Source organism: Paraburkholderia sp. BR10882 (assembly GCF_040948855.1).
Classification (GTDB): Bacteria; Pseudomonadota; Gammaproteobacteria; order Burkholderiales; family Burkholderiaceae; genus Paraburkholderia; species Paraburkholderia nodosa_A.
The window spans coordinates 404649-424129 of sequence record NZ_JBFPKP010000005.1 but is presented as its reverse complement, the minus strand read 5'-3'; the positions used below and the strand labels follow the sequence as shown (position 1 = coordinate 424129).

Genomic DNA, 19481 nt, shown 5'->3' with positions numbered 1-19481 from the left:
CACCGTGACTCACCCCTATGTGTCGCTCTTTCGTGAACGCTGCGCACGCTGGGCGAAATCCGGTCGGGCAGCTGCTGCCAGCGCCGGTGCAATGACCGCGCGCCTTATCGCTGCGACGTGGCGCAGCATGCGCCATCCGACACGTCGCGGCATTGCACTGACAATTGCCGCTGTGCCTGCGCTGTCGCTCGCGTATACGCTGGCCCTTATTCCATTCACACCCCGCCTCGGTGACATCCGCAAGGCACGCGTCGACCGTCCCGCGCTGATCCTCTCCGCCGACGGCACCGTGCTCGCGGAATTCAAGCCGGTCAATCGCGAGTGGGTCACGCTAAGCCAGATCTCACCGCATGTGGTGGACGCCCTGATCGCGACCGAGGACCGCCGCTTCTATCAGCATCACGGTATTGACCTGAGACGCATTCCGTCGGCGGCATTGCGCACGTTTGCCGGGGCCCGGCAGGGTGGCTCCACCATCACGCAGCAACTGGCACGCAACCTGTATCCCGATGAAATCGGCCGCGCACCGACGTTGACCCGCAAACTCAAGGAAGCGATCACGGCGCTCAAGATCGAATCTGTCTATAGCAAGGACCAGATCCTCGAGACGTACCTCAACACCGTGCCGTTCCTGTACAACGCCTACGGCGTCGAGATGGCCGCGCGCACCTACTTCGGAAAGCGCGCAGCAGACCTCGATGTCCTCGAGAGTGCAACGCTCGTTGGCATGCTGAAGGCGAATAGCACGTACAACCCCGTGCTCAATCCTGAGCGCGCACTGGAACGCCGCAATACCGTACTTGCGCAGATGTTGAAATACGGCAAGCTCAGTCCTCCTGAGTATGCCCGGCTGAACCGGCAACCGCTCAATGTCGATTTCGAACCGCAGGCCGAGCCCATTGGCACTGCACCGCATTTCGCAGTACAGCTGCGCAGGTGGTTGACCGCGTGGGCTGATCGCAACGGCTATAACATCTATTCGGACGGGCTCGTGGTGCACACCACAATCGACTCCCGACTTCAGGCAATGGCGACACAGGCCGTTGCCTGGCAGGCCGGCCAGCTGCAGTGGATCGCGAGCGGCACATGGAACGAGCGCACAGGCTGCTGGCCGGGGAACGAACTGTTCCAGTCCTTCATCAGACAGACAGCGGAGTACCGGACCGCACGGGACACCGGCCTTTCCGACCAGGCCGCAATCAGGAAACTTGCGCAGGATGCGGCGTTTGTGGATGCGCTCTGCCACAGCAAAACCCAGATTCAGGCCGGATTCGTCGCCATCGATCCACGCAATGGAGACATCAAGGCATGGGTCGGCAGCCGGGACTATCGCGACGAGCCGTTCGATCACGTGCAGCAGGCGCGCCGGCAACCCGGCTCCACCTTCAAGGCTTTTGTGTACGGTGCGGCATTTGCCGATGGTGCGCAACCGGGTGACACGATCGTCGACCGCAACGTTGCCATTGCATTGAAGGGCAATGCGGTATCGCGGCCGACTGACCCCGAGCCCCCTACCGGCCGCCCGATGACACTACGCAATGCGCTTGCCTTCTCACGCAATCGCGTGACTGCACAGCTCATGCAGCGGGAGGGACCGGCAAAGGTTGCGGCACTCGCGCGTGAAATGGGCGTGCGCGAAAGTCCCCTTGATGCCGTGCCCTCGCTTGCCCTGGGCACGAGCCCGGTCACGCTCAAGGAGATGGTCTCGGCGTATTGCACGATCGCGAACCGGGGAGCCTATGTCGAACCGCGCATGGTGACACGTATCGAGGATCGCAACGGCAACATGCTCGCCGAATTCCCTGGTGCACGACCGGAGCAGGCGCTGCCGGCCGCTGCTGCGCTCAAGCTGGTCGATGCGATGCGTGACGTCGTCAACCGCGGCACTGGCTCCGACATCAGGACGCGTTTCGGCATTCACGCCGACGTGGCCGGCAAAACCGGAACGACGCAGGACAACACGGATAGCTGGTTCATCCTGATCCATCCGCAACTGGTCGCCGGCGCGTGGGTGGGCTTCGACGACGCACGCGTCACATTGCGCAACGACTACTGGGGCGAAGGTGCGCATGGCGCATTGCCGATGGTGGGGGCTTTCTATGACATGGCACTGCGCGCGCGTGTCGTTGATGTGCACGCACAGCTTGCGCCTGTGAGCAATCAGTCGCACGCAGGTCATGCGCGCCCGCGCCATCATTTCCTCTTCTGGCGATTCTGATGCTCGCGAGCTATTTGGTCGATTGCGGACTGGCCAAGGCGTCGCCGTTGCGCCAGAACGAATAGATTGGCACTCACGTCGCCACGATGATCAAAGGCCCGACAGGCATGGATCGACACGCCCGTCGCCCCATGAGACCAACTCACGCCATGCCGGTCGCTGTTACTGCGCGCTCGCGCGCCTGGCACTCTTCGACGCGGCATTGGCGACCACGTTAAAGTTGCTTCGCGCGACTTCGACCGCCTGCTGCCCCGTATTCCCGAGCGTCTGGTAGAGCGTATTGGCCGCGGTAATCGCGGAGTTGAACGCAGCCACAGCCGCCTCTGAGCCCGCAGGCGCGTTTCTGGTCGCTTCCTCGACGAATGTCTGCGCCCGGCGCATACGTGCTTCGCCTTCCGCCCGTGCGACGCTGAGGAGTTCAGCGTGCGTCGACGACACGATCCCCAAAAGCTCGCGAGTGTAGGACTGAACCTTCTCAGCCATTGGCGCTCCGAGCGTGCCATGGAGCGCGATCCAGTCCTGTGGCTTCTCCACCGTGTTCTGCGACAACTCCGACGCCTCCTTGAGTGTCGCTCGTATGTATTGTGCGTTGAGTTCAGTGAGTTTGCCGATCCCATCGACCATCGTGCTGATCAGACCATAAACGGCGTCGAGATTGCCACGTTGAGCGCTTGCGACCAGTTCCTGGGTGTGCATGATCAATAGTCTCCCTTAATGGGCGGAAATGCTGCGACCCCGCGCGTCGCCAGCGCGGAATGAAAAAAAATGTGATCGGCCGGTCATCCCGCGCCCGGCTCGAAGCGGGGCGACCGGGTGCCTGTCAACGTTTTCGCGTCATGGCCTGAAGCAGGGATTCGCCTTCATCCGTCACATGCGCGAAGCGTGCACCGGTTGCGAGGCTCTCGAGTGCTACGAGTTGTTGCTCGAGCAGCGTATCGAGTTCCTCGCGGCCCATGTCGATCTGGTCGGGCGATGACTTGACCAGCATGAGCGTCGCAAATTCGTGAGGGCTCAGCACTTGTGTCTCCTGGAATCCCGGACCGGCGGGTCTTTACCGCCGCATGTGTTGCCAGCCTGGCCGACTTCAGATCGCGACCGCCTCCTTCGAGTCGCGTCTACCTGGCGAAGAAAAGCTTAAAGATGGCTTGTACGAGCATATTCAGGGCCGACCCGAAAGTACACGATGTATGGGTGTTCGTATGTGCATCTTTATGGACAGGCTTCCGAGGCGGGAGCGAGAGCGCCCCTCCGCTGCGGTCGGCGCCCGTCTCTTCAAAAGGAACATGCGTCGCATGCAAGGCGAAGTCACCTCCAACTCGCTGGGACGACTGGCGGCATGACATTTGCGCAGGCGCTTTTCATCACGCGACAAGCTACCGGAGCGAGCCATGCAATTCATGTTTCAGTCTTGCCTGATCAGCACGAGCGCAAGCATCGATGACGGGAGAATTGTGGCGAACGCGAGAATCTTCGTCCCGGCGTCAGACGGCTCATTCGAAGATGACGTCCATGACATCTGTCTGGACGACAACTTCATCGACGAGAACGAAGCGCTGAGCTATGCGCGCGAACGCGCAATGGGCTGGGTCGAAGAGCATTGCGTCAGTGAGATCTAGCGCCGCGGCTCCATCTTGCTGCCCGATGGCGTGACCCCACAAAACGCAACCTTCGTATTCTTCTGCTGCATTGGCGGGTCACCCGTATGCCGCATTGCCAGGAAGTTCAGCCACTTATGGCCCAGCAAGTCTGGCAATCATATGCCTCGATGCGCGTGTCATTCGTGCACAAGCTGCAGCTTTCCCGCCCAGCGCGGCGCGTCGCCTTACCGATCGCACGCGCAACAACCGTCAACCAGCTCTCGCTACGACCTGCATTTGCCAGTCACGCCGTCGCGCCTCAGCGGCTAAGGCGATCCATAAGTCGTGGATTCCGGACAGGCCTGCATGCAAGGACCGGACCTATCATGTCTGTCTGCGCTGCGTCCACGGGATGGTCCATTTGATTGGCAGTTCCGCGCGCGTGGCTCATCAAGGGGACGATGATGCCGGAAAAACATCTATCCAGCGGTTTTGACGCTGACCTCACCCTCGCTTCGACGAGGCTCCTTGAGATGGGTGGCCTCGTAGAGTTGCAGATCGCTCGCGCCCTTTCGTTACTGCATGCGTTCGACCCCGACGTCGTCTACGCGGTGCTCGAAAGCGAGCAACGACTGAATCTGATGGAGCTGGAAATCGATGAAGAGGTGAGTAACGTCATCGCTCGCAGACAGCCTGCAGCCCGCGATCTTCGACTTCTGCTGGCCATCTCGAAGTGCACCACCAATCTCGAGCGCGCTGGCGATGAAGCACGGAAGGTGGCCAAGCGCATCCGTCGCATCCAGGCCAATAGCGAAGCTCCGGTCATCGGAATCGTCGAAATCAAAACCTCGGCAGAGATGGCCATGAGCCTCCTTCATGGAGCGCTGGATGCGTTCGCACGAATGGATAGTGCCGCAGCCGCGCATCTGGTGCGGGACGATGTGGCCATCGATAACGAGTTTCGGGCGTTTACGCGCGGACTGATTGCCGAAATGACGGCGGACCCGCGCGTCGTTTCGACTGGGCTCGATTACATGGTCATCGCCAAAGCCATAGAGCGCATTGGGGACCATGCTAAAAACATCGCCGAGTTCGTCGTCTATGTCGTCAAAGGTACCGACGTGCGGCATGTACCTGCGGCTCAACTCGAGCATGAGGCCAGCAGCTGAGCGGCTGCCAGGCTTTCTTGAACCGTGGGCGACTTCACCACGGCGCATTTTTTCGGACACAATGGACCCTCAACGTTGCGCAACGCGGGCAAACATGGTCACAGACACATTTCTGCCTGATTCGATGGAACCGCAGGTACTTCTGGACGGCGCACCAGCGCAGGCAGACTACTTTCTGCTCTCGACGCTATGGGGCCCCGAGGGAACTCTTATCCCCGTATTTCAGGTACTCGGCTGGATGGAAATCCTGCGCCATCGCGGTGCCGATTTCGCATCGCATGCCGCCGTGTGTCAGTACTGGCTCTACGAACACGTGCCAGACGTACCCGCATTGCTGCACGCGTGGAAATGGGAGCGGCTCGCCCGCAACACGGTCGCCCGAAGCGCCGTCGCCCTCGCCAGGCAACAGACGCTCGTCAGCCAGCTCCGGCGTCACCGCATTCAAGAGTCCACAGCTGTTGACACGCTCGATTCAATGCAGAAGGCTTTCGGGGTCTTCTGCGAAATCTGGGCGATGCGCGCCAAAACCCTCGATGTTTTACTGGGGCGCCCTGACGAACGGGACCTGCCCTCGCAGCCCGGTGCCGTTCCTGTTCATGTGGCCGCTGAGTTCAACCCGGAATCGGCGCCCAGCGCCGGGCTGGAATATGGCGGTGGCCCGGAGATTAGCCCGGCGGGATGGATTTTCAATCCGTCATCGACTCCGAACCGTGACGATCGTTGCCCAGGGCATTGCGCGAGCGGCAGATAGCAACATTTCGTCTGCACAAATGCAACAAAGAACAATAATGAAAGGAATCTCCAACTCACGACGCCAGGTCTTCGTGTGTCATCGCGGTCGGGAGCCACTCGTGAAAGTCCGCAACGCGACGCCAACCCTCTCGTTGCTCACGAGGCACTCTTGCCATGCCGCACTGTTGCTCGGGTGTCTGACGAATCCGTGCACAGCGCAGCCGCCAGCAAGTCCACCCGGCACACCCACGGCTGACGCGCCGAGCTACAAGGTCGGTGATACGTGGACCTTTATATGGGGGCGAACCGACTCCACGCCCGGCGTTCCTCTTGTTGTGACGGTAGTCGCAGTAACAGAGACGCAGACGACGATGTCGTCCTCGTGGAACGGTGGGCGCCAAAAGGAAAACCACTACGACAGTCAGGGCAACCTGACGCGGGATGGCAACGGAACAACGTATGAGCCAAGCAATGGAACCCTGAGTTTCCCAATGACTGTGGGAAAGAACTGGGACTTTCATCATGTCCGGCGTTTCACGATCGGAACCATTGATGTCAGCGGCCACGACGAGATCGTTGCGTTCGAGAGGATACAGGTACCCGCTGGTTCATTTGACGCCTACAAGATAGTCAGCCATGGGGTGAACGCCAGGCAGCTTGATCGCTTGTACGATGCGCCGTTCACCGAAACCTACTGGTACGCGCCAAGCGTTAAAAAGGTCATCAAGTCGGATTACGTGTTGTATCTCGATCACCAGGCGCTGCTGTCCCGTACTTCCGAACTGAGTGCTTATTCACTTGCGCCGTGACAGCGCTTGACGCAAGCGTTGGCCGTTCCTTTGAATGGTGCAAGCACTACATAACTCGCTATCACGGCTTCCCGTTACGAGACAATGTTTGGGGGAGCGGCTGGGGTACGGCCCTGCTGCCCTGCCCTCGCAAACGCTTCATTTAGGCAACAGGAATAGACATACCATTGGGTCCCGTGAACGTGATCCCTGCTTCGAGCTCTGGCCGGAAGTGATCGCCGCGGTAACTTTCAGGGCGAATTCCGCCGCCTCGGCACTAGAATTCAGTGCATGGTCGCATTCCCGAAGGAGGCTGCCATGACTCAGTCAATGATCAGTTTTTGGGTTGGCCTTGTGGTTCTCGTTGTCGTTGCCATGGCCCTGTCCCGTCGCTACAGGCGCGAACACCAGGGAGAGAGCCTGAGCCAGTGGCTCGACACGCACCATATGAGCTGGATGCATCGCAAGCACTAGCTTGCGACCGGACCGACACCGGAGAGCGCGCCCATTTCCTGCACTGGAATGGGTTGTCGCCCGGTTTCTCGTTAGAGGAATACCATGCCGACTTACCAGTACCGGTGCGAGAAATGTGGTGAGATGTTCGAGCATGCCGAGCATCTTGCTGAACATCAATCCGCTCATCCGCCTTGCCCGAAGTGTGGCAGCGAGAAAGTTCAGCACATCCCCACACCATTCGTGGCGAAAACATCCAGAAAATCGTGAAATCTCTTCGGTTGCTCAGGTCTGCTCCGGATGCTCGCTGTCTCGATGGTGGTCCGCGGCGAGGAACATATACATGGCGGGCACGACGAACAGCGTAAACAGCGTGCCGATCGACATCCCCGTGAAGATCACGAGTCCCATTGCGTTGCGGCCGGCCGCACCCGCACCCAACGCGATCACGAGCGGCACGACGCCCAGCACCATCGCGGCTGTCGTCATCAGGATCGGCCGCAAGCGCACGCCAGCCGCTTCTTCGAGTGCCTCGCGCTTGCCGCGCCCCGCGCGTTGCAGTTCATTCGCGAACTGCACGATCAGAATGCCGTGCTTGCTCACGAGGCCCATCAGCGTGACGAGGCCCACCTGCGTGTAAATGTTGAGCGTGGTGAGTCCCACGTTGATGAAGATCAGCGCGCCGAACAGCGCCATCGGGACCGATACGAGAATCACGACCGGATCGCGAAAGCTCTCGAATTGAGCGGCGAGCGCGAGAAACACGATGATCGTCGCCAATAGCAGCGTGGTCACGAAGCCGCCGGACTCCTGCACGAACTGTCGCGACAGACCCGAATAATCGGCCGTGTATCCCGCCGGCGCGACGTCGGTCGTGGCCTTGCGCAGGAAGTCGAGCACTTCGCCCTGCGAGATGCCCGGCGCGAGCACGCCGGAAATCGTGGCCGAATTGAGCTGCTGGAAGTGATTGATCGACTCGGGCACAACGTTGCGCTGCAGATGCGTGACCGTCGATGCGGGTATCACGCTGCCATTGGCTGTGCGCAAGTAATAGTCGAGCACTTGCGACGGGTTCAGCCGGTCCGTTTGCAGCACCTGCGGAATCACCTTGTACGAGCGGCCAGCGATCGAAAAGTAGTTGACGAAGTTCCCGCCGAGCGCCGCGCCCAGCGTCTGCCCGACATCGCTTTGCGTCAGCCCGAGCGAAGCGACTTTGTCGCGGTCCACGAGCAACACGCTTTGGGGCTTGTCGATCTTCAGATCGCTGTCGACGAAGAAGAACATGCCGCTTGCGCGCGCCTTTTGCAGCACGGCTTGCGAGACTTCGTTGAGGTTCTCGAACGGCTCCGTCGTGCTGATGACGAATTGCACGGGCAATCCTTGCGCGCCCGGCAGGGGCGGAAACTGAAATGCGGCGACACGCGCGCCCGCGATGCCGTTCCACTTCTGCTGCAATTCCTGCTGTAATTGCGTCGCGCCCTTCTTGCGCTTGTCCCACGTCTTGAAGAGCACGCCGCCGATACCCTGGTTCAGCGTCGGTACGCCCGTGAGCTGGAACATCTGCGCGTATTCGGGCAACTGATTCGAGATGTCGAAGACCTGATCCGCGTAGGTCTGCATTTGCTGGATCGTCGCGTTCGGCGGCCCCTGGACCTGGGACAGAACGATGCCCTGGTCCTCCTGAGGTGCGAGCTCCGTTTGCGACGTCATGAAGAGATAGACGGTGCCGCACAGGAGCAGCGCGCCCATCACGACGAATACGGGCCACGTGTCGAGCATCGCATGCAACAGACGCCGGTAGCCGTGATGCACACGTTCGAACTGCCGGTCGACGAAGCGCGGGAAGCGCCCCGACTGCTGGTCCATGCGGAAAAAACGCGAGCACATCATCGGCGAAAGCGTCAGCGCGATCACGCCCGACACCGTGACGGCGCCCGCGAGCGTGAACGCGAACTCGGTGAACAGCGCGCCAGTCAGTCCGCCCTGAAAGCCGATGGGCACGTACACGGCGATCAGCACGACCGTCATCGCGAGAATCGGGCCGCCGAGTTCGCGCGCCGCGATCAGTGCGGCTTCGAAAGGCCGCCTGCCCTCCTCCTTCATATGCCGGTCGACGTTCTCGACCACGATGATCGCATCGTCGACGACGAGGCCGATGGCGAGCACGAGCGCAAGCAGTGTCAGCAGATTGATCGAATAGCCGAGCACCTGCATCACGAAGAACGTGCCGATCAGCGAGAGCGGCATCGCAATCACCGGCACGATCACCGCGCGCAGACTGCCGAGGAAAAGGAAGATCACGACGGTGACGATCAGCAGCGCCTCGACGAGCGTCTTCACTACTTCCGTGATCGCCGTGTTGATGAAGTCGGTCGCGTCGTAGACGATGTCGCCCGTCATGCCCGTCGGGAACTGCCTCTGCAGATCCGGAAAGATCGTTTTCACGCGCTTCGCGACGTCGAGCACATTCGCATCGGGCGCCACTTTGATGCCGATGAACACCGATCGCTTGCCGCTGAACGCGACGTTGAAGTCGTAATTGTCAGCACCGAGCACGACGTTCCCCACGTCTTCAAGCCGCACGATCGCGCCGTTCTTCTGCGTGACGACGAGTTTCTTGAAGTCCTCGACGGAATGCAGGTCGGTGCCCGCGTTGAGATCGACGCTTATCATCTGGCCTTTCGTTGTGCCAAGCGTCGCCAGATAGTTGTTGTTGCCGAGCGCCGTGAATACGTCAGCGGCCGTCACGTTGTGCGCGGCGAGCCTGCTCGAGTCGAGCCATGCGCGCAGCGCGAACTGACGGCCGCCGAGCACTTCCGCCGTCTGCACGCCCTGGACCGAATCGAGCTTCGGCTTCACGACGCGCAGCAGATAATCCGTAACGTTGTTGCTCGGCAGCACGTTGCTGTAAAAACCCATGTACATCGCGTCGGTGGTTTGACCCACTTGCACGGTCAGCACGGGCTGTTGCGCCTGCGGCGGCAACTGGTTGCGCACCGATGCGATCTGCGTGTTGATCTCCGTGAGCGCGCGGTTGGAGTCGTAGTTGAGGCGCAGCGTCGCGGTGATCGTCGAGACACCCGTGGTGCTCGTCGACGACATGTAGTCGATACCCTGTGCCTGTGCGATCGCGGCTTCGAGCGGTTGCGTGATGAAGCCCGCCATCGTGTCGGCGCTCGCGCCGTAGTATGCGGTCGTGATCGTCACCACGCCGTTTTCGGTTTGCGGATACTCGCTGACCTTCAGCGCGGCAAGCGAGCGCAAGCCGAGCACGAGTATCAGCAGGCTCACCACCGATGCGAGGACCGGCCGATCAATGAAGATGTCGGTAAATTTCATCGCGCGCTCTTCTATTGTTCCTGGGGCGTCGGGTTCGGGCTGTTCGCAGGCAGCACGCGGTTGTCGATCACAAGGGGCGTGCCGTTTTTCAGTTTCAGCTGGCCGCTCGTCACGACCTGCGTGCCTTCGCCGATGCCCTTGAGAATCGCGACCTGGTCGCCGCGCGTCGGCCCCGGCGTGACGAACACCTGTTGCGCGACGGGCATGATCTTGCCTTGTGCGTTCTTATGTTCGCCGGGCTTCACGATGAACACGGTCGCGCCATATGGGTTATAGGTAATCGCCGTTTGCGGCAAGGTCAGATAGCGCTGCGCGCCACCCGCATCGATCTTCACGTTCGCGTACATGCCGGGCAGCAGCTTGCGCTCGCGATTGTCGACGGTCGCCTCGATCTGGACGTTGCGCGTGGTGCTGTCCACACGCGGATTGATCGAGCGGATCTTGCCGTCGAACGTGCGGTTGCCGAACGCATCCGTATCGACGACGATGGTCTGGCCAACCTGCAATTGGCCGAGCTGCTGCTGCGGCAGAAAGAAGTCGGCGTAGATCGGGTCGATGGCTTGCAGCGTGACGATGGCGTCACCCGGATTGAGGTACCGGCCGGGGTTGACCGTCGTGATGCCGACGCGTCCCGCGAACGGCGCGCGTATCGTCTTCTTTACGACGAGGGCGGCCTGTTGCTCGACCTGGGCTCTCTTACTCTTGAGGTCGGCGGCGTCGGCGTCGAGCTGCGCCCTGGCAATCGCCTGGATGTCGAACTGCGCCTTGTCGCGCTTGTAGACCGTTTGCGCTAGGTCCGCCGCTGCCTGCAACGACGCGAGCTGCGCGCGGTCCGAATCGTCGTTCAGGCGCACGAGCACCTGGCCCGTCTTCACCTCCTGCCCCGAGTTGAACGCGATCTCGCGCACAAGCCCGGCCACTTCCGTCGTCACGTCGACGCCGCGCACCGCGCGCAGGCTGCCCACGGCGACAAGCTGCGGCTGCCATGTTTGATAGCCTGCGATAGCGGCCGTGACGGTGGCGGGCGGTGCGGCGTTGCTCGCCATGAACTTCTGGATCATGTGCGCCCTGAACAGATTGAAGCCGACCAGCGCGGCGAGCAGTATGCCCACGCAGATCAGCATGATGATCATCCGCTTTGCCATCGGCTTCTTCGTCGTCATCGTCATGTCCTGGCCGGGGTGGCCACTGCAAAAGGATTCATTTCGGCGCAGCCGGACGCGGCTGGGCTGCCTGGCTCGTCGCCGTGTCGCTCCACCAGCCGCCGCCGAGCGCCTGAAACAGCGCTGCCGTGTCTGCATAGCGCGCGGCCCGCGCCTGCGCGAGATTCACAACCGTCTGCTGGTATTGGCGCTGTGCATCGAGCAGCGCCAGATAGCTGACGCCGCCGATACGAAACTGACCGCGCGTCAGGTCGAGCGAATCGCTGGCAGCGCGCCATGCTTGCGTCTGCGCGCTCAGGCCGGTCGCATCGTGCTCCAGCGCGCGTAACGTATCGGCGACGTTCTGGAATGCGAGCAGCACCGTTTGGCGGTATTGCGCGTTGGCCTCGTCGAATGCCGCTTCTGCCGCGCGCTTTTGCGCACTCAACTGGCCGCCGTGAAAGATCGGCTGCGTGATGCCTGCGCCGATGCTCCAGATCATGTCGGCGTACTTAAGAAGGCCCGCGGGCGTCAGCGCCTCGGGGCCGTAACTCGCGGAGAGCGTGAGCTGTGGATACATGTTCGCCGTCGCCACGCCGACCTGGGCGCTCGCCTGATGCAGCGTGGCGTCGGCGGCGAGAATATCGGGGCGCTGCCGCACGAGCGAAGACGGCACGCTGACGGGCAACGTTTGCGGCAGCGTGAACATCGACATCCGGAACTCGGGCACGTCCGCATCGCTCGGCGGCTTGCCCGCCAGGACCGCGAGCTGGTGACGCGTCTGGTCGAGCGACTGATGCAACGGCGGCAATGTCGCGCGCGTCTGCGCCACCAGCGTTTCCTGTGCAAGCACCGTTGCGCGGCTCACGCCGCCCAGTTCGAGCTGCTTGCGCATGATGCCGAGCTGCGCGTCTTCGTCGTCGGCGATGCGCGCGGTCGCTTCGATCTGCTCCCGCAGCGACGCTTCCTTGATGGCCGCCGTCACGATGTTCGCGGACAACGCGAGATACGCCGCTTGCAACTGAAAGCCCTGGTAATCGACCTGCGAGCGCAACGACTCGAGCTCGCGCCTTCCGCCGCCGAACACATCGAGGTTGTACGACACGTTCACCGATGCGTTATAGAGGTTCAGCAGTTCCGTGAGCTGCGGCTCGCCGAACGTGACGCCGTTGAACTTCTCACGCGTGGCATTGGCCTTTGCATCGACTGACGGATAGAGCGTGGTGCCCATTTGCGCGCGAAGATTTTCGCCGGCCTGCCTGAGCGCCGCTTGTGCCGCGGCAACGTTGGGGCTGTTGGCGAGCGCCTCGCGTATCAGCGCGTCGAGCGGCTCGCAATGATAGAGCGTCCACCACTGTGCGGGAATGTCGAGGCCGGCCACGAACTGTTGCGGGACACCCGAAGCGCCCGGCGCCGAGGCCGTTTGATCGGGTAGCGGCGTGGACGTGTAGGTGCCGGTAGCGGGCGGCGCGGGCGTATGGTAATTGGGGCCAACCGTGCAGCCGGACAACGCGATCAGGACGATGCCCCATGCAGCACGCGTGAGCGTGTCGCCGGCTGCATGGCGGTGAGACGCACTGCGAGAATGCCAGTGCGACCGGCTGCGACTGAAACCGTGGTTGACGTCATCGATCATCGATCCACCTTGTTTCACTGCGCGGAAAACGAACGAAACGGCAGATGCAGAGTTTGAAATCATGCCACAACAAGTTGACGCGACCCGCGAACGGTTTTCCCACGGGACCCACGCCTCACCGCAGATGCCAGCTGAAATCCGGAATCACGAAGCTTTCGGATGACTGAAAGAGTTCCGCAAGCGGATTGGTCTCTGGCAATGTCGGGTCCTGCCTGCGGCGGTGTTCTGATCAACGTGGACTAACATTGAAACTGGCGGCCTCTGCCGAGGACGCCGGTAGTGATTAGCTGGGTCACGTGCCCGTGGAGGTCGCCATGAGTGGTGAGGCATCGAATGAAAGCGGTCCTGATCTGGCAAAAGGCGTGCCCATCGAATCCCTCGGTGAAGCTGGCCTGTTGTCAGGGCACGTCGGTAATGATGCGGTGCTGATTGCGCGGCTCGGTGATGAATTCTTCGCTATCGACGCTGCCTGTACTCACTACCACGGCCCACTCGCCGAAGGCTTGACCGTCGGGGACACGGTACGGTGCCCGTGGCACCACGCGTGTTTCAGCCTGCGTACAGGGGAAGCAGTGCGAGCGCCTGCGCTCAGCCCTGTCGCGTGCTGGTCTACCGAGATCCGGGGCGACAAGGTTGTTGTACTGCACAAAAAAGCGCCGCCCGCGGGTTCCGTGCCCTCGTCGGCCGGAGCGCCACAGAAGATCGTGATCGTCGGTGCAGGGGCCGCAGGCTTTGCTGCGGCCGAGCGTCTGCGGCGCCTCGGCTACGCGGGCAGTCTCACGATGCTGAGCGACGACGCGGCGCCGCCGGTGGACCGGCCCAACCTCTCCAAAGACTATTTGGCCGGCAGCGCGCCTGAGGAGTGGGTGCCGCTTCGAGACGATGCTTTTTACGCAGACCAACGCATCGATCTGCGGCTGAACACCGGTGTCTCGCGTCTTCACATCGCCGCGCAGGAAGTGGAGCTTGCGGATGGGAGCAAGGTCCCCTACGACCGTCTGCTTTTAGCCACCGGGGCCGAAGCGGTTCGCTTGCCTATTCCCGGCATGGATTTGCCGCATGTGCATACCCTTCGCACATTGGCCGATTCCCGCGCCATCATCGCTCGCGCGGAGAACTCGCGGCGCGCGGTTGTCATCGGAGCCAGCTTCATCGGACTGGAAGTGGCGGCGTCATTGCGCGCGCGTGGACTCGAAGTCCATGTCGTGGCGCCGGAGCAGCGTCCGATGGAACGTGTGCTGGGGCCACAGATGGGTGAATTCGTGCAGCGGTTGCATGAAGAACACGGCGTCGTCTTCCACCTCGGGAACACCGCCAGCGCGATCGACGCGCGGCAGGTATCGCTCAAAGCGGGCGGCAGCCTGGAGGCCGATCTGGTGGTGGTCGGCGTCGGCGTGCGGCCGCGACTGGCATTGGCCGAGCAAGCCGGCCTCGCGATCGACCGCGGCGTGGTGGTCGATGCCTGCCTGCAGACCAGCGCGCCTGGCGTCTTCGCTGCCGGCGACATCGCACGCTGGCCCGACCCGCACAGTGGCACGGCAATTCGCGTGGAGCACTGGGTCGTCGCGCAGCGCCAGGGACAAACGGCGGCGATGAACTTGATTGGCGGACGTGAGACGTTCGACGCCGTGCCATTCTTCTGGAGCCAGCACTACGATGTCCCGATCAACTATCTCGGGCACGCGGACAACTGGGACGAGATTTCAGTTGACGGCGATATTGCAGCGCGCGACTGCCTCCTGCGCTACAAGCGAGACGGGCGCGTCGTCGCCGTAGCCTCTATTTATCGCGATACAGAGAGTCTGCGGGCAGAGGTCGAGATGGAGCACGATTTCCGTTGACGCGGGAGCGAATCGCCAACGGACGCCCCCTCAAGTGAGCCCTCCCGTCATCTACCTGGGACGGCATGGTTGACGAGTTCGCGGCACACGCCCTGTTACGGCCTGTGCGATGATGCGCCACGGCAACCATGAGATAGGCGATGACATCTACATTCGACGAGGCAACAACGGCGGCGATCGCCGCGTTTGCCCAACTGGACTTCTACACGGCGGTGCAGGCGATGCGTGCCGAAGCCGACTACGACCGCGAGCGGGACCAGTGGATCTCGCGCTACATCGACGAGCACGGCGGCGGCGCGGACGATGCGGCATACGATGCCTTGCACGCGCAGGCCCAGGCAACTCCGGAATACGCGCAGTTCATCGATGCCGTTCGCCGGGAAATCCAGGAATACTTCGGCGTGGCCGACGAACAACTGGACTGGGTAGTCCTGCTTCGCAATGACGACAGCGATGAGCTTTGGGCGGAGGTCAACCGGCACCGGAGCGAGTTGGGAACCGGTGAGGTCCGTGGAGATCTCTGAGCATTGCCTTGCCAACGGGCTTGCAAGTCGTGCTGGATGCGCCCATGAAAGCGTCATGAGCGACCGCTCGTTCCCAGGCCCACCGCAACCTGTCGTTTTCTAATATTCGTTAATTAATCGAGCCAACGACTCGGCTTCTCGCGCAACGGCTTCGTCTGCTGATACGCCGTCACCTATCCATAGCTGGACGGTGTCGGCGAACGCTGTTTTTGCCGCGCCGCACAACTGAGCGATGCGAATTCGATACACACCGTCGAAGCTAAACACTTCCAGCCGCCCTTCATACTCACGCGCATAGAATTTCATCGCCAGCTCCTTGTGTCGCTGCCGTGCGTTTTTTCACCGCTCCGGATATCGCCGCCGCGCCAGGGCGTGCTGCCACCTGCGGTACGAGCACAGCCACAAGCCGCGATCACCCATCATGCGCTCAATCGGCCAGCGGTCGCAACCGTCGTCGCGACGAGCCACAACGGCCAATGATCTACACCGTTGCACGGACATTTGATCGTCGGTTTTCCAGCGATATATAGACCTTCGCAAACCAGCCAAATCAGCTTTCTATCCACGGTTTTCGAACTTTGGCTCCGCCATCATCTATATTTTCAACTCGCCCACGAAAATAAATAAATATCACCGCCGTTTTCGCATATGTGTCCTATTGTTGAGATCGTGATTTAAATCCCTTCCTCCCGGAAAGTTTGCCGACATCTTCGTCGCCAGCACGTCATTCCGCCATTCAGAGGTCGAAATGAGCCATATTACGATTTCATATCATTATGTTGATTGCAATCGTAAATTCGAACATTACGACGCTAATCGATCATTCTTTCAGGAGTACTACGCCACTCGTCTCGCAGCGGAGCCCGGAATATCCTGCCATGTACTCGACATCGGATGTGGTCACGGCACCAACCCAACCATCAGCAGGATCCAGCATGTCCTTGGGGAAGTTGATGGCGTCGATCCGTTCCCCGTTGTTCAACCCCATCCATTGATCAGGCAGCGGTGGACATGTGCCATGGAGGAAATCCCCGTTCCGTCGAACACGTACGACCTCGCCTATTCCTATAACGTTGTAGAGCATGTCGTCAACGAGACTTCGTTTCTCGCCAAAACGATCGAGGTGCTCAAACCCGGCGGCGTGTATTGGTCAATGTCGCCTAACGCGAGAAACCCGTTCACTGTCATCGTGCGGATCATGCAGGCGCTCGGGATAAAGTATCTCTACCGCCGGTCAATCGCTCCACAGGCAAACGATTATCCCGCCTATTACCGGCTTTGCAACGCTACGAAAGTCCTAAAAGCAATCGAAAAGCTTGATCTTCCAGTATCGAAAATCGACTTCTTCCTGATCCCGAGCGTCCAGTGGGATACGTTTTTTCCGCGCCGACTTCGCTTCATTGCCCACTTGATAGACCGCGTCGTTGTCCTTAACGCGCCTTCGATGTCAAACATTTTCATGTTCCGCATGGAGAAAATGGATACCGGGCCACGCGACGGGGCGGCGACATGACCCATCCAGGCGATTCTTCATCGGCAAGCGTTGCCTGCGCGAGGCGTAGGGGTGACGTGAGTGGCTCCTCCGTCTCAGCAGGCTGCCGAACATTCGACTCGACGAGCGGGATCTCGAGCGTTGCGGGGCTGTTTTTTTATATTCGCCGCGCATTGTTCCGATTTATTTTTCAAAACCGACAGGCTGATTTCTGATAGAAAGGTATACGTAAGGATTGAGCGAAGCCGCCACCTTCAACGGAGCCTCGACCCATGAATCTGCCGAAACGTATGCTCGTTGCCAACGTCGCCTGGGCACAGGAAATCGCCCGGCGCGATCCACAATTCTTCAGCACGCTTGCCACAGGGCAAAAGCCCCAGGTGCTGTGGATCGGCTGCTCCGACAGCCGCGTGCCCGCCGAAAGCGTCACGCACTGCGCGCCCGGAGACTTGTTCGTTCACCGCAATATCGCGAACCTTTTCCATCCCGACGATGACAACAACATGAGCGTGCTCGAATACGCGCTGCGTGTGCTGCGAGTCGCGCACATCATCGTTTGCGGACACTACGGCTGCGGCGGCGTACGCGCCTCGCTGCTACCGCCCGCCGACGCCCTGCCCCATGTGAACCGTCGCATCGAGCCGCTTTGCGCGCTCGCGCAAACGCACCGCTCGACGCTGGCGCGCCTGCCATCGGAAGAGGCACGCATCAACCGCCTTGCCGAACTGAACGTGATCGAACAGGTGCGCCTGCTGCGCGAGCATCCGCTCGTACGTGAGGGCGAACCTGCGCCGCTCGTGCACGGCTGGATCTTTTCGCTGAACGACGGCCAGCTGCGTGAACTCGCGTCGGGCTACGACGTTGAATCAGCGAAAGCAACCGCCGCGGCCTGTGCTAATCCATTGCGCATTGCACAGCCCACGCACGCTTGAGGCGCACGCCTCAAGTCGCGTCAGGACCGCCGCCGTCGAGTCCTCCACCCTTCTTTTCTACCCGCTTCCATCATGACTTCGAAAGCTTCACTGTCCGCGCTTGCGCGTGACCTCGCCGCCGGCACCGTCGTCTTTCTCGTCGCTCTGCCGCTATGCCTCGGCATTGCAAGGGCTTCTGGGGCCGAGCCGTTGGCCGGCCTCGTTTCCGGTATTGTCGGCGGCATCGTCGTCGCCGCGCTCAGCGGCTCGCGGCTGAGCGTGAGCGGCCCCGCCGCTGGCCTCGTCGTGATCGTCGTGGATGGCATCGCGCGCCTCGGCAGTTTCTCTGCATTCCTGATTGCCGTGCTGCTCGCCGGTGTGCTGCAGTTCGGCTTTGGCATGCTCAAAGCCGGGCGGCTCGCCTCGTATGTGCCCACACCCGTCATCAAGGGCATGCTCGCCGCCATTGGCCTGATGCTGGTCATCAAGCAGATCCCGCTCGCGCTCGGACTGACGTCGGGCAACGAGACCGGGTCTCTCACTCACGCGCTCGAGTCGATCTCGCCCATCGTATGCATGGTCACTGTGATCTCGCTCGCCATTCTCGCGGGTTGGGAAACACGCGCATTGCGACGCTTCACATTGGTGCGGCTCGTGCCCGCACCGCTCGTCGTCGTGCTTGCGGGCGTGAGCGCGACGCTGGTTTGTGGCTCGCTCGGCTCGGCATTCGCGTTGCCGGTCGAACAACGCGTGGCACTGCCTGCCATCGAATCATTTGCGGCCCTCGGCGACGCTCTTCAGTTCGGTGAATTCGAGCTGAGCGTCGCGCGCTTTGCCGACCCGGAGATCTGGATCGTCGCCCTGACGCTCGCCATCGTTGCAAGTCTCGAGACGCTGCTGAGCCTCGAAGCGGTCGAACAGATCGACCCGCAGCGGCGCGCCGCGCCGCCCAACCGTGAACTCAAGGCGCAAGGGGTCGGCAATATCGTCGCCGGCGCGATCGGCGGACTACCCATTACTTCGGTCATCGTGCGCAGCTCGGCAAACGTGCATGCCGGCGCGCAAAGCCGGCTCTCTGCGATCGTGCACGGCGTGCTGCTACTCGTCAGCGTGTTTGCACTCACCGACGTGATCAACATGATTCCGCTCGCGAGTCTTGCGGCCATCCTCATTCACACCGGCCTCAAGCTCGCCAAACCTTCGTTGTTCGTCGCGCTCGCGAAACAAGGCGCGGCGCCGTTCGCGCCATTCATCGTTACGATCGCCAGCGTGCTCGCCACCGACCTCCTCACGGGGATCATGCTCGGCGTGCTGTGCAGCGCGGGGCTCGCGCTGTGGGCGAATCTGCATCGGCCGATCGCGCTCGCGCGGCACGACGATCATTTCCTGGTCTCCTTTCGCAAGGACGTATCTTTTTTAGGCAAGGTGCCGCTCAAGCAGATGCTCGCTCATATCCCGGATCGCGCGACAGTGATTGTCGACACCTCGCGCGCCGATTACATCGATTACGATGTGCGCGAACTGCTCGACCGTTTCATTGCCGAAGCTCCGTTGCGGTCGATCGCGGTGGAAGTCCGCCATGCGGCAGCCGTGCTACCGCCTGCGACTCGCTCGGGCATTTGAGCGCTCGCCCAGCGATGCCTGAGGGGTGCATGGCGG

General features: G+C 61.3%; 17 protein-coding genes. 11 read left to right on the top strand and 6 right to left on the bottom strand.

The genetic code is table 11. From position 1 onward, the window contains the following. The first annotated feature begins 91 nt into the window (after window positions 1-91). Complete coding sequence (locus AB3X99_RS16700; RefSeq protein WP_368617588.1) at window positions 92-2218, top strand: penicillin-binding protein 1A; 2127 nt, start codon at window positions 92-94, stop codon at window positions 2216-2218. A 162-nt stretch (window positions 2219-2380) separates the two neighbouring features. Here the strand turns inward: AB3X99_RS16700 and phaP are convergent, their stop codons facing one another. Further along, a complete protein-coding gene (gene phaP / locus AB3X99_RS16695; protein WP_368617550.1) occupies window positions 2381-2914 on the bottom strand; it encodes a TIGR01841 family phasin in 534 nt (177 codons plus the stop codon). A 124-nt stretch (window positions 2915-3038) separates the two neighbouring features. Then, on the bottom strand, window positions 3039-3236 hold the full coding sequence (locus AB3X99_RS16690; protein WP_069262071.1) for a hypothetical protein: 198 nt from the start codon (window positions 3234-3236) through the stop codon (window positions 3039-3041). Between the two features lie 370 nt (window positions 3237-3606). Between AB3X99_RS16690 and AB3X99_RS16685 the strand changes: the two genes are divergently transcribed. The 5 genes from AB3X99_RS16685 to AB3X99_RS16665 all read left to right on the top strand — a co-directional run bounded on the left by AB3X99_RS16685 (window position 3607) and on the right by AB3X99_RS16665 (window position 7207). Further along, a complete protein-coding gene (locus tag AB3X99_RS16685; protein WP_069262072.1) occupies window positions 3607-3834 on the top strand; it encodes a hypothetical protein in 228 nt (75 codons plus the stop codon). Between the two features lie 425 nt (window positions 3835-4259). Continuing rightward, the gene (gene phoU, locus AB3X99_RS16680) at window positions 4260-4964 is read left to right on the top strand and encodes a phosphate signaling complex protein PhoU (RefSeq protein ID WP_069262412.1); all 705 of its coding nucleotides are present in this window, start codon (window positions 4260-4262) and stop codon (window positions 4962-4964) included. A 94-nt stretch (window positions 4965-5058) separates the two neighbouring features. Then, the gene (locus AB3X99_RS16675; protein WP_368617549.1) at window positions 5059-5715 is read left to right on the top strand and encodes a hypothetical protein; all 657 of its coding nucleotides are present in this window, start codon (window positions 5059-5061) and stop codon (window positions 5713-5715) included. A gap of 100 nt (window positions 5716-5815) precedes the next feature. Next, on the top strand, window positions 5816-6505 hold the full coding sequence (locus AB3X99_RS16670; protein ID WP_368603122.1) for a hypothetical protein: 690 nt from the start codon (window positions 5816-5818) through the stop codon (window positions 6503-6505). Between the two features lie 537 nt (window positions 6506-7042). Continuing rightward, window positions 7043-7207, top strand: a complete 165-nt coding sequence (locus AB3X99_RS16665; protein ID WP_083245053.1) for a zinc ribbon domain-containing protein — start codon at window positions 7043-7045, stop codon at window positions 7205-7207. A gap of 15 nt (window positions 7208-7222) precedes the next feature. Here the strand turns inward: AB3X99_RS16665 and AB3X99_RS16660 are convergent, their stop codons facing one another. Genes AB3X99_RS16660 through AB3X99_RS16650 form a run of 3 tightly spaced genes read right to left on the bottom strand, consistent with a single transcriptional unit; the run spans window position 7223 to window position 13054 of the window. Further along, on the bottom strand, window positions 7223-10276 hold the full coding sequence (locus AB3X99_RS16660; RefSeq protein WP_368617548.1) for an efflux RND transporter permease subunit: 3054 nt from the start codon (window positions 10274-10276) through the stop codon (window positions 7223-7225). 11 nt (window positions 10277-10287) lie between these two features. Then, window positions 10288-11439: an efflux RND transporter periplasmic adaptor subunit gene (locus AB3X99_RS16655; RefSeq protein WP_368617547.1), complete on the bottom strand. Its 1152-nt coding sequence runs from the start codon at window positions 11437-11439 to the stop codon at window positions 10288-10290. 37 nt (window positions 11440-11476) lie between these two features. Then, on the bottom strand, window positions 11477-13054 hold the full coding sequence (locus AB3X99_RS16650; protein ID WP_368617546.1) for an efflux transporter outer membrane subunit: 1578 nt from the start codon (window positions 13052-13054) through the stop codon (window positions 11477-11479). Between the two features lie 314 nt (window positions 13055-13368). On the opposite strand from AB3X99_RS16650, the gene AB3X99_RS16645 reads away from it, so the two are divergent. Both AB3X99_RS16645 and AB3X99_RS16640 read left to right on the top strand, forming a co-directional pair. Continuing rightward, window positions 13369-14895, top strand: a complete 1527-nt coding sequence (locus AB3X99_RS16645; RefSeq protein WP_368617545.1) for an FAD-dependent oxidoreductase — start codon at window positions 13369-13371, stop codon at window positions 14893-14895. 140 nt (window positions 14896-15035) lie between these two features. Then, entirely contained in the window at window positions 15036-15419 is a 384-nt protein-coding gene (locus AB3X99_RS16640; RefSeq protein ID WP_368617544.1) for an ATP-dependent protease, read from the top strand. Window positions 15420-15518: 99 nt separating this feature from the next. Here AB3X99_RS16640 and AB3X99_RS16635 read toward each other — a convergent pair whose 3' ends face one another. After that, complete coding sequence (locus AB3X99_RS16635) at window positions 15519-15725, bottom strand: hypothetical protein (protein ID WP_028204535.1); 207 nt, start codon at window positions 15723-15725, stop codon at window positions 15519-15521. 442 nt (window positions 15726-16167) lie between these two features. Between AB3X99_RS16635 and AB3X99_RS16630 the strand changes: the two genes are divergently transcribed. From AB3X99_RS16630 to AB3X99_RS16620, 3 genes are all read left to right on the top strand, one after another. Next, window positions 16168-16932, top strand: a complete 765-nt coding sequence (locus AB3X99_RS16630) for a class I SAM-dependent methyltransferase (protein ID WP_368617543.1) — start codon at window positions 16168-16170, stop codon at window positions 16930-16932. Window positions 16933-17183: 251 nt separating this feature from the next. Next, window positions 17184-17843 carry a carbonic anhydrase gene (locus tag AB3X99_RS16625; RefSeq protein ID WP_342948121.1) on the top strand — a complete coding sequence of 220 codons (660 nt, stop codon included), beginning with the start codon at window positions 17184-17186 and terminating at the stop codon, window positions 17841-17843. A 72-nt stretch (window positions 17844-17915) separates the two neighbouring features. Continuing rightward, a complete protein-coding gene (locus AB3X99_RS16620; protein WP_368617542.1) occupies window positions 17916-19445 on the top strand; it encodes a SulP family inorganic anion transporter in 1530 nt (509 codons plus the stop codon). Window positions 19446-19481 lie beyond the last annotated feature (36 nt).

Coding starts and splice junctions, on each gene's coding strand:
- AB3X99_RS16630 (WP_368617543.1), top strand. CDS start 16,168: ATGAGCCATATTACGATTTCATATCATTATGTTGATTGCAATCGTAAA.
- AB3X99_RS16665 (WP_083245053.1), top strand. CDS start 7,043: ATGCCGACTTACCAGTACCGGTGCGAGAAATGTGGTGAGATGTTCGAG.
- AB3X99_RS16655 (WP_368617547.1), bottom strand. CDS start 11,439: ATGACGACGAAGAAGCCGATGGCAAAGCGGATGATCATCATGCTGATC.
- AB3X99_RS16640 (WP_368617544.1), top strand. CDS start 15,036: ATGACATCTACATTCGACGAGGCAACAACGGCGGCGATCGCCGCGTTT.
- AB3X99_RS16675 (WP_368617549.1), top strand. CDS start 5,059: ATGGTCACAGACACATTTCTGCCTGATTCGATGGAACCGCAGGTACTT.
- AB3X99_RS16635 (WP_028204535.1), bottom strand. CDS start 15,725: ATGAAATTCTATGCGCGTGAGTATGAAGGGCGGCTGGAAGTGTTTAGC.
- AB3X99_RS16660 (WP_368617548.1), bottom strand. CDS start 10,276: ATGAAATTTACCGACATCTTCATTGATCGGCCGGTCCTCGCATCGGTG.
- AB3X99_RS16700 (WP_368617588.1), top strand. CDS start 92: ATGACCGCGCGCCTTATCGCTGCGACGTGGCGCAGCATGCGCCATCCG.
- AB3X99_RS16625 (WP_342948121.1), top strand. CDS start 17,184: ATGAATCTGCCGAAACGTATGCTCGTTGCCAACGTCGCCTGGGCACAG.
- phaP (WP_368617550.1), bottom strand. CDS start 2,914: ATGCACACCCAGGAACTGGTCGCAAGCGCTCAACGTGGCAATCTCGAC.
- AB3X99_RS16620 (WP_368617542.1), top strand. CDS start 17,916: ATGACTTCGAAAGCTTCACTGTCCGCGCTTGCGCGTGACCTCGCCGCC.
- AB3X99_RS16645 (WP_368617545.1), top strand. CDS start 13,369: ATGAGTGGTGAGGCATCGAATGAAAGCGGTCCTGATCTGGCAAAAGGC.
- AB3X99_RS16650 (WP_368617546.1), bottom strand. CDS start 13,054: ATGATCGATGACGTCAACCACGGTTTCAGTCGCAGCCGGTCGCACTGG.
- AB3X99_RS16685 (WP_069262072.1), top strand. CDS start 3,607: ATGCAATTCATGTTTCAGTCTTGCCTGATCAGCACGAGCGCAAGCATC.
- phoU (WP_069262412.1), top strand. CDS start 4,260: ATGCCGGAAAAACATCTATCCAGCGGTTTTGACGCTGACCTCACCCTC.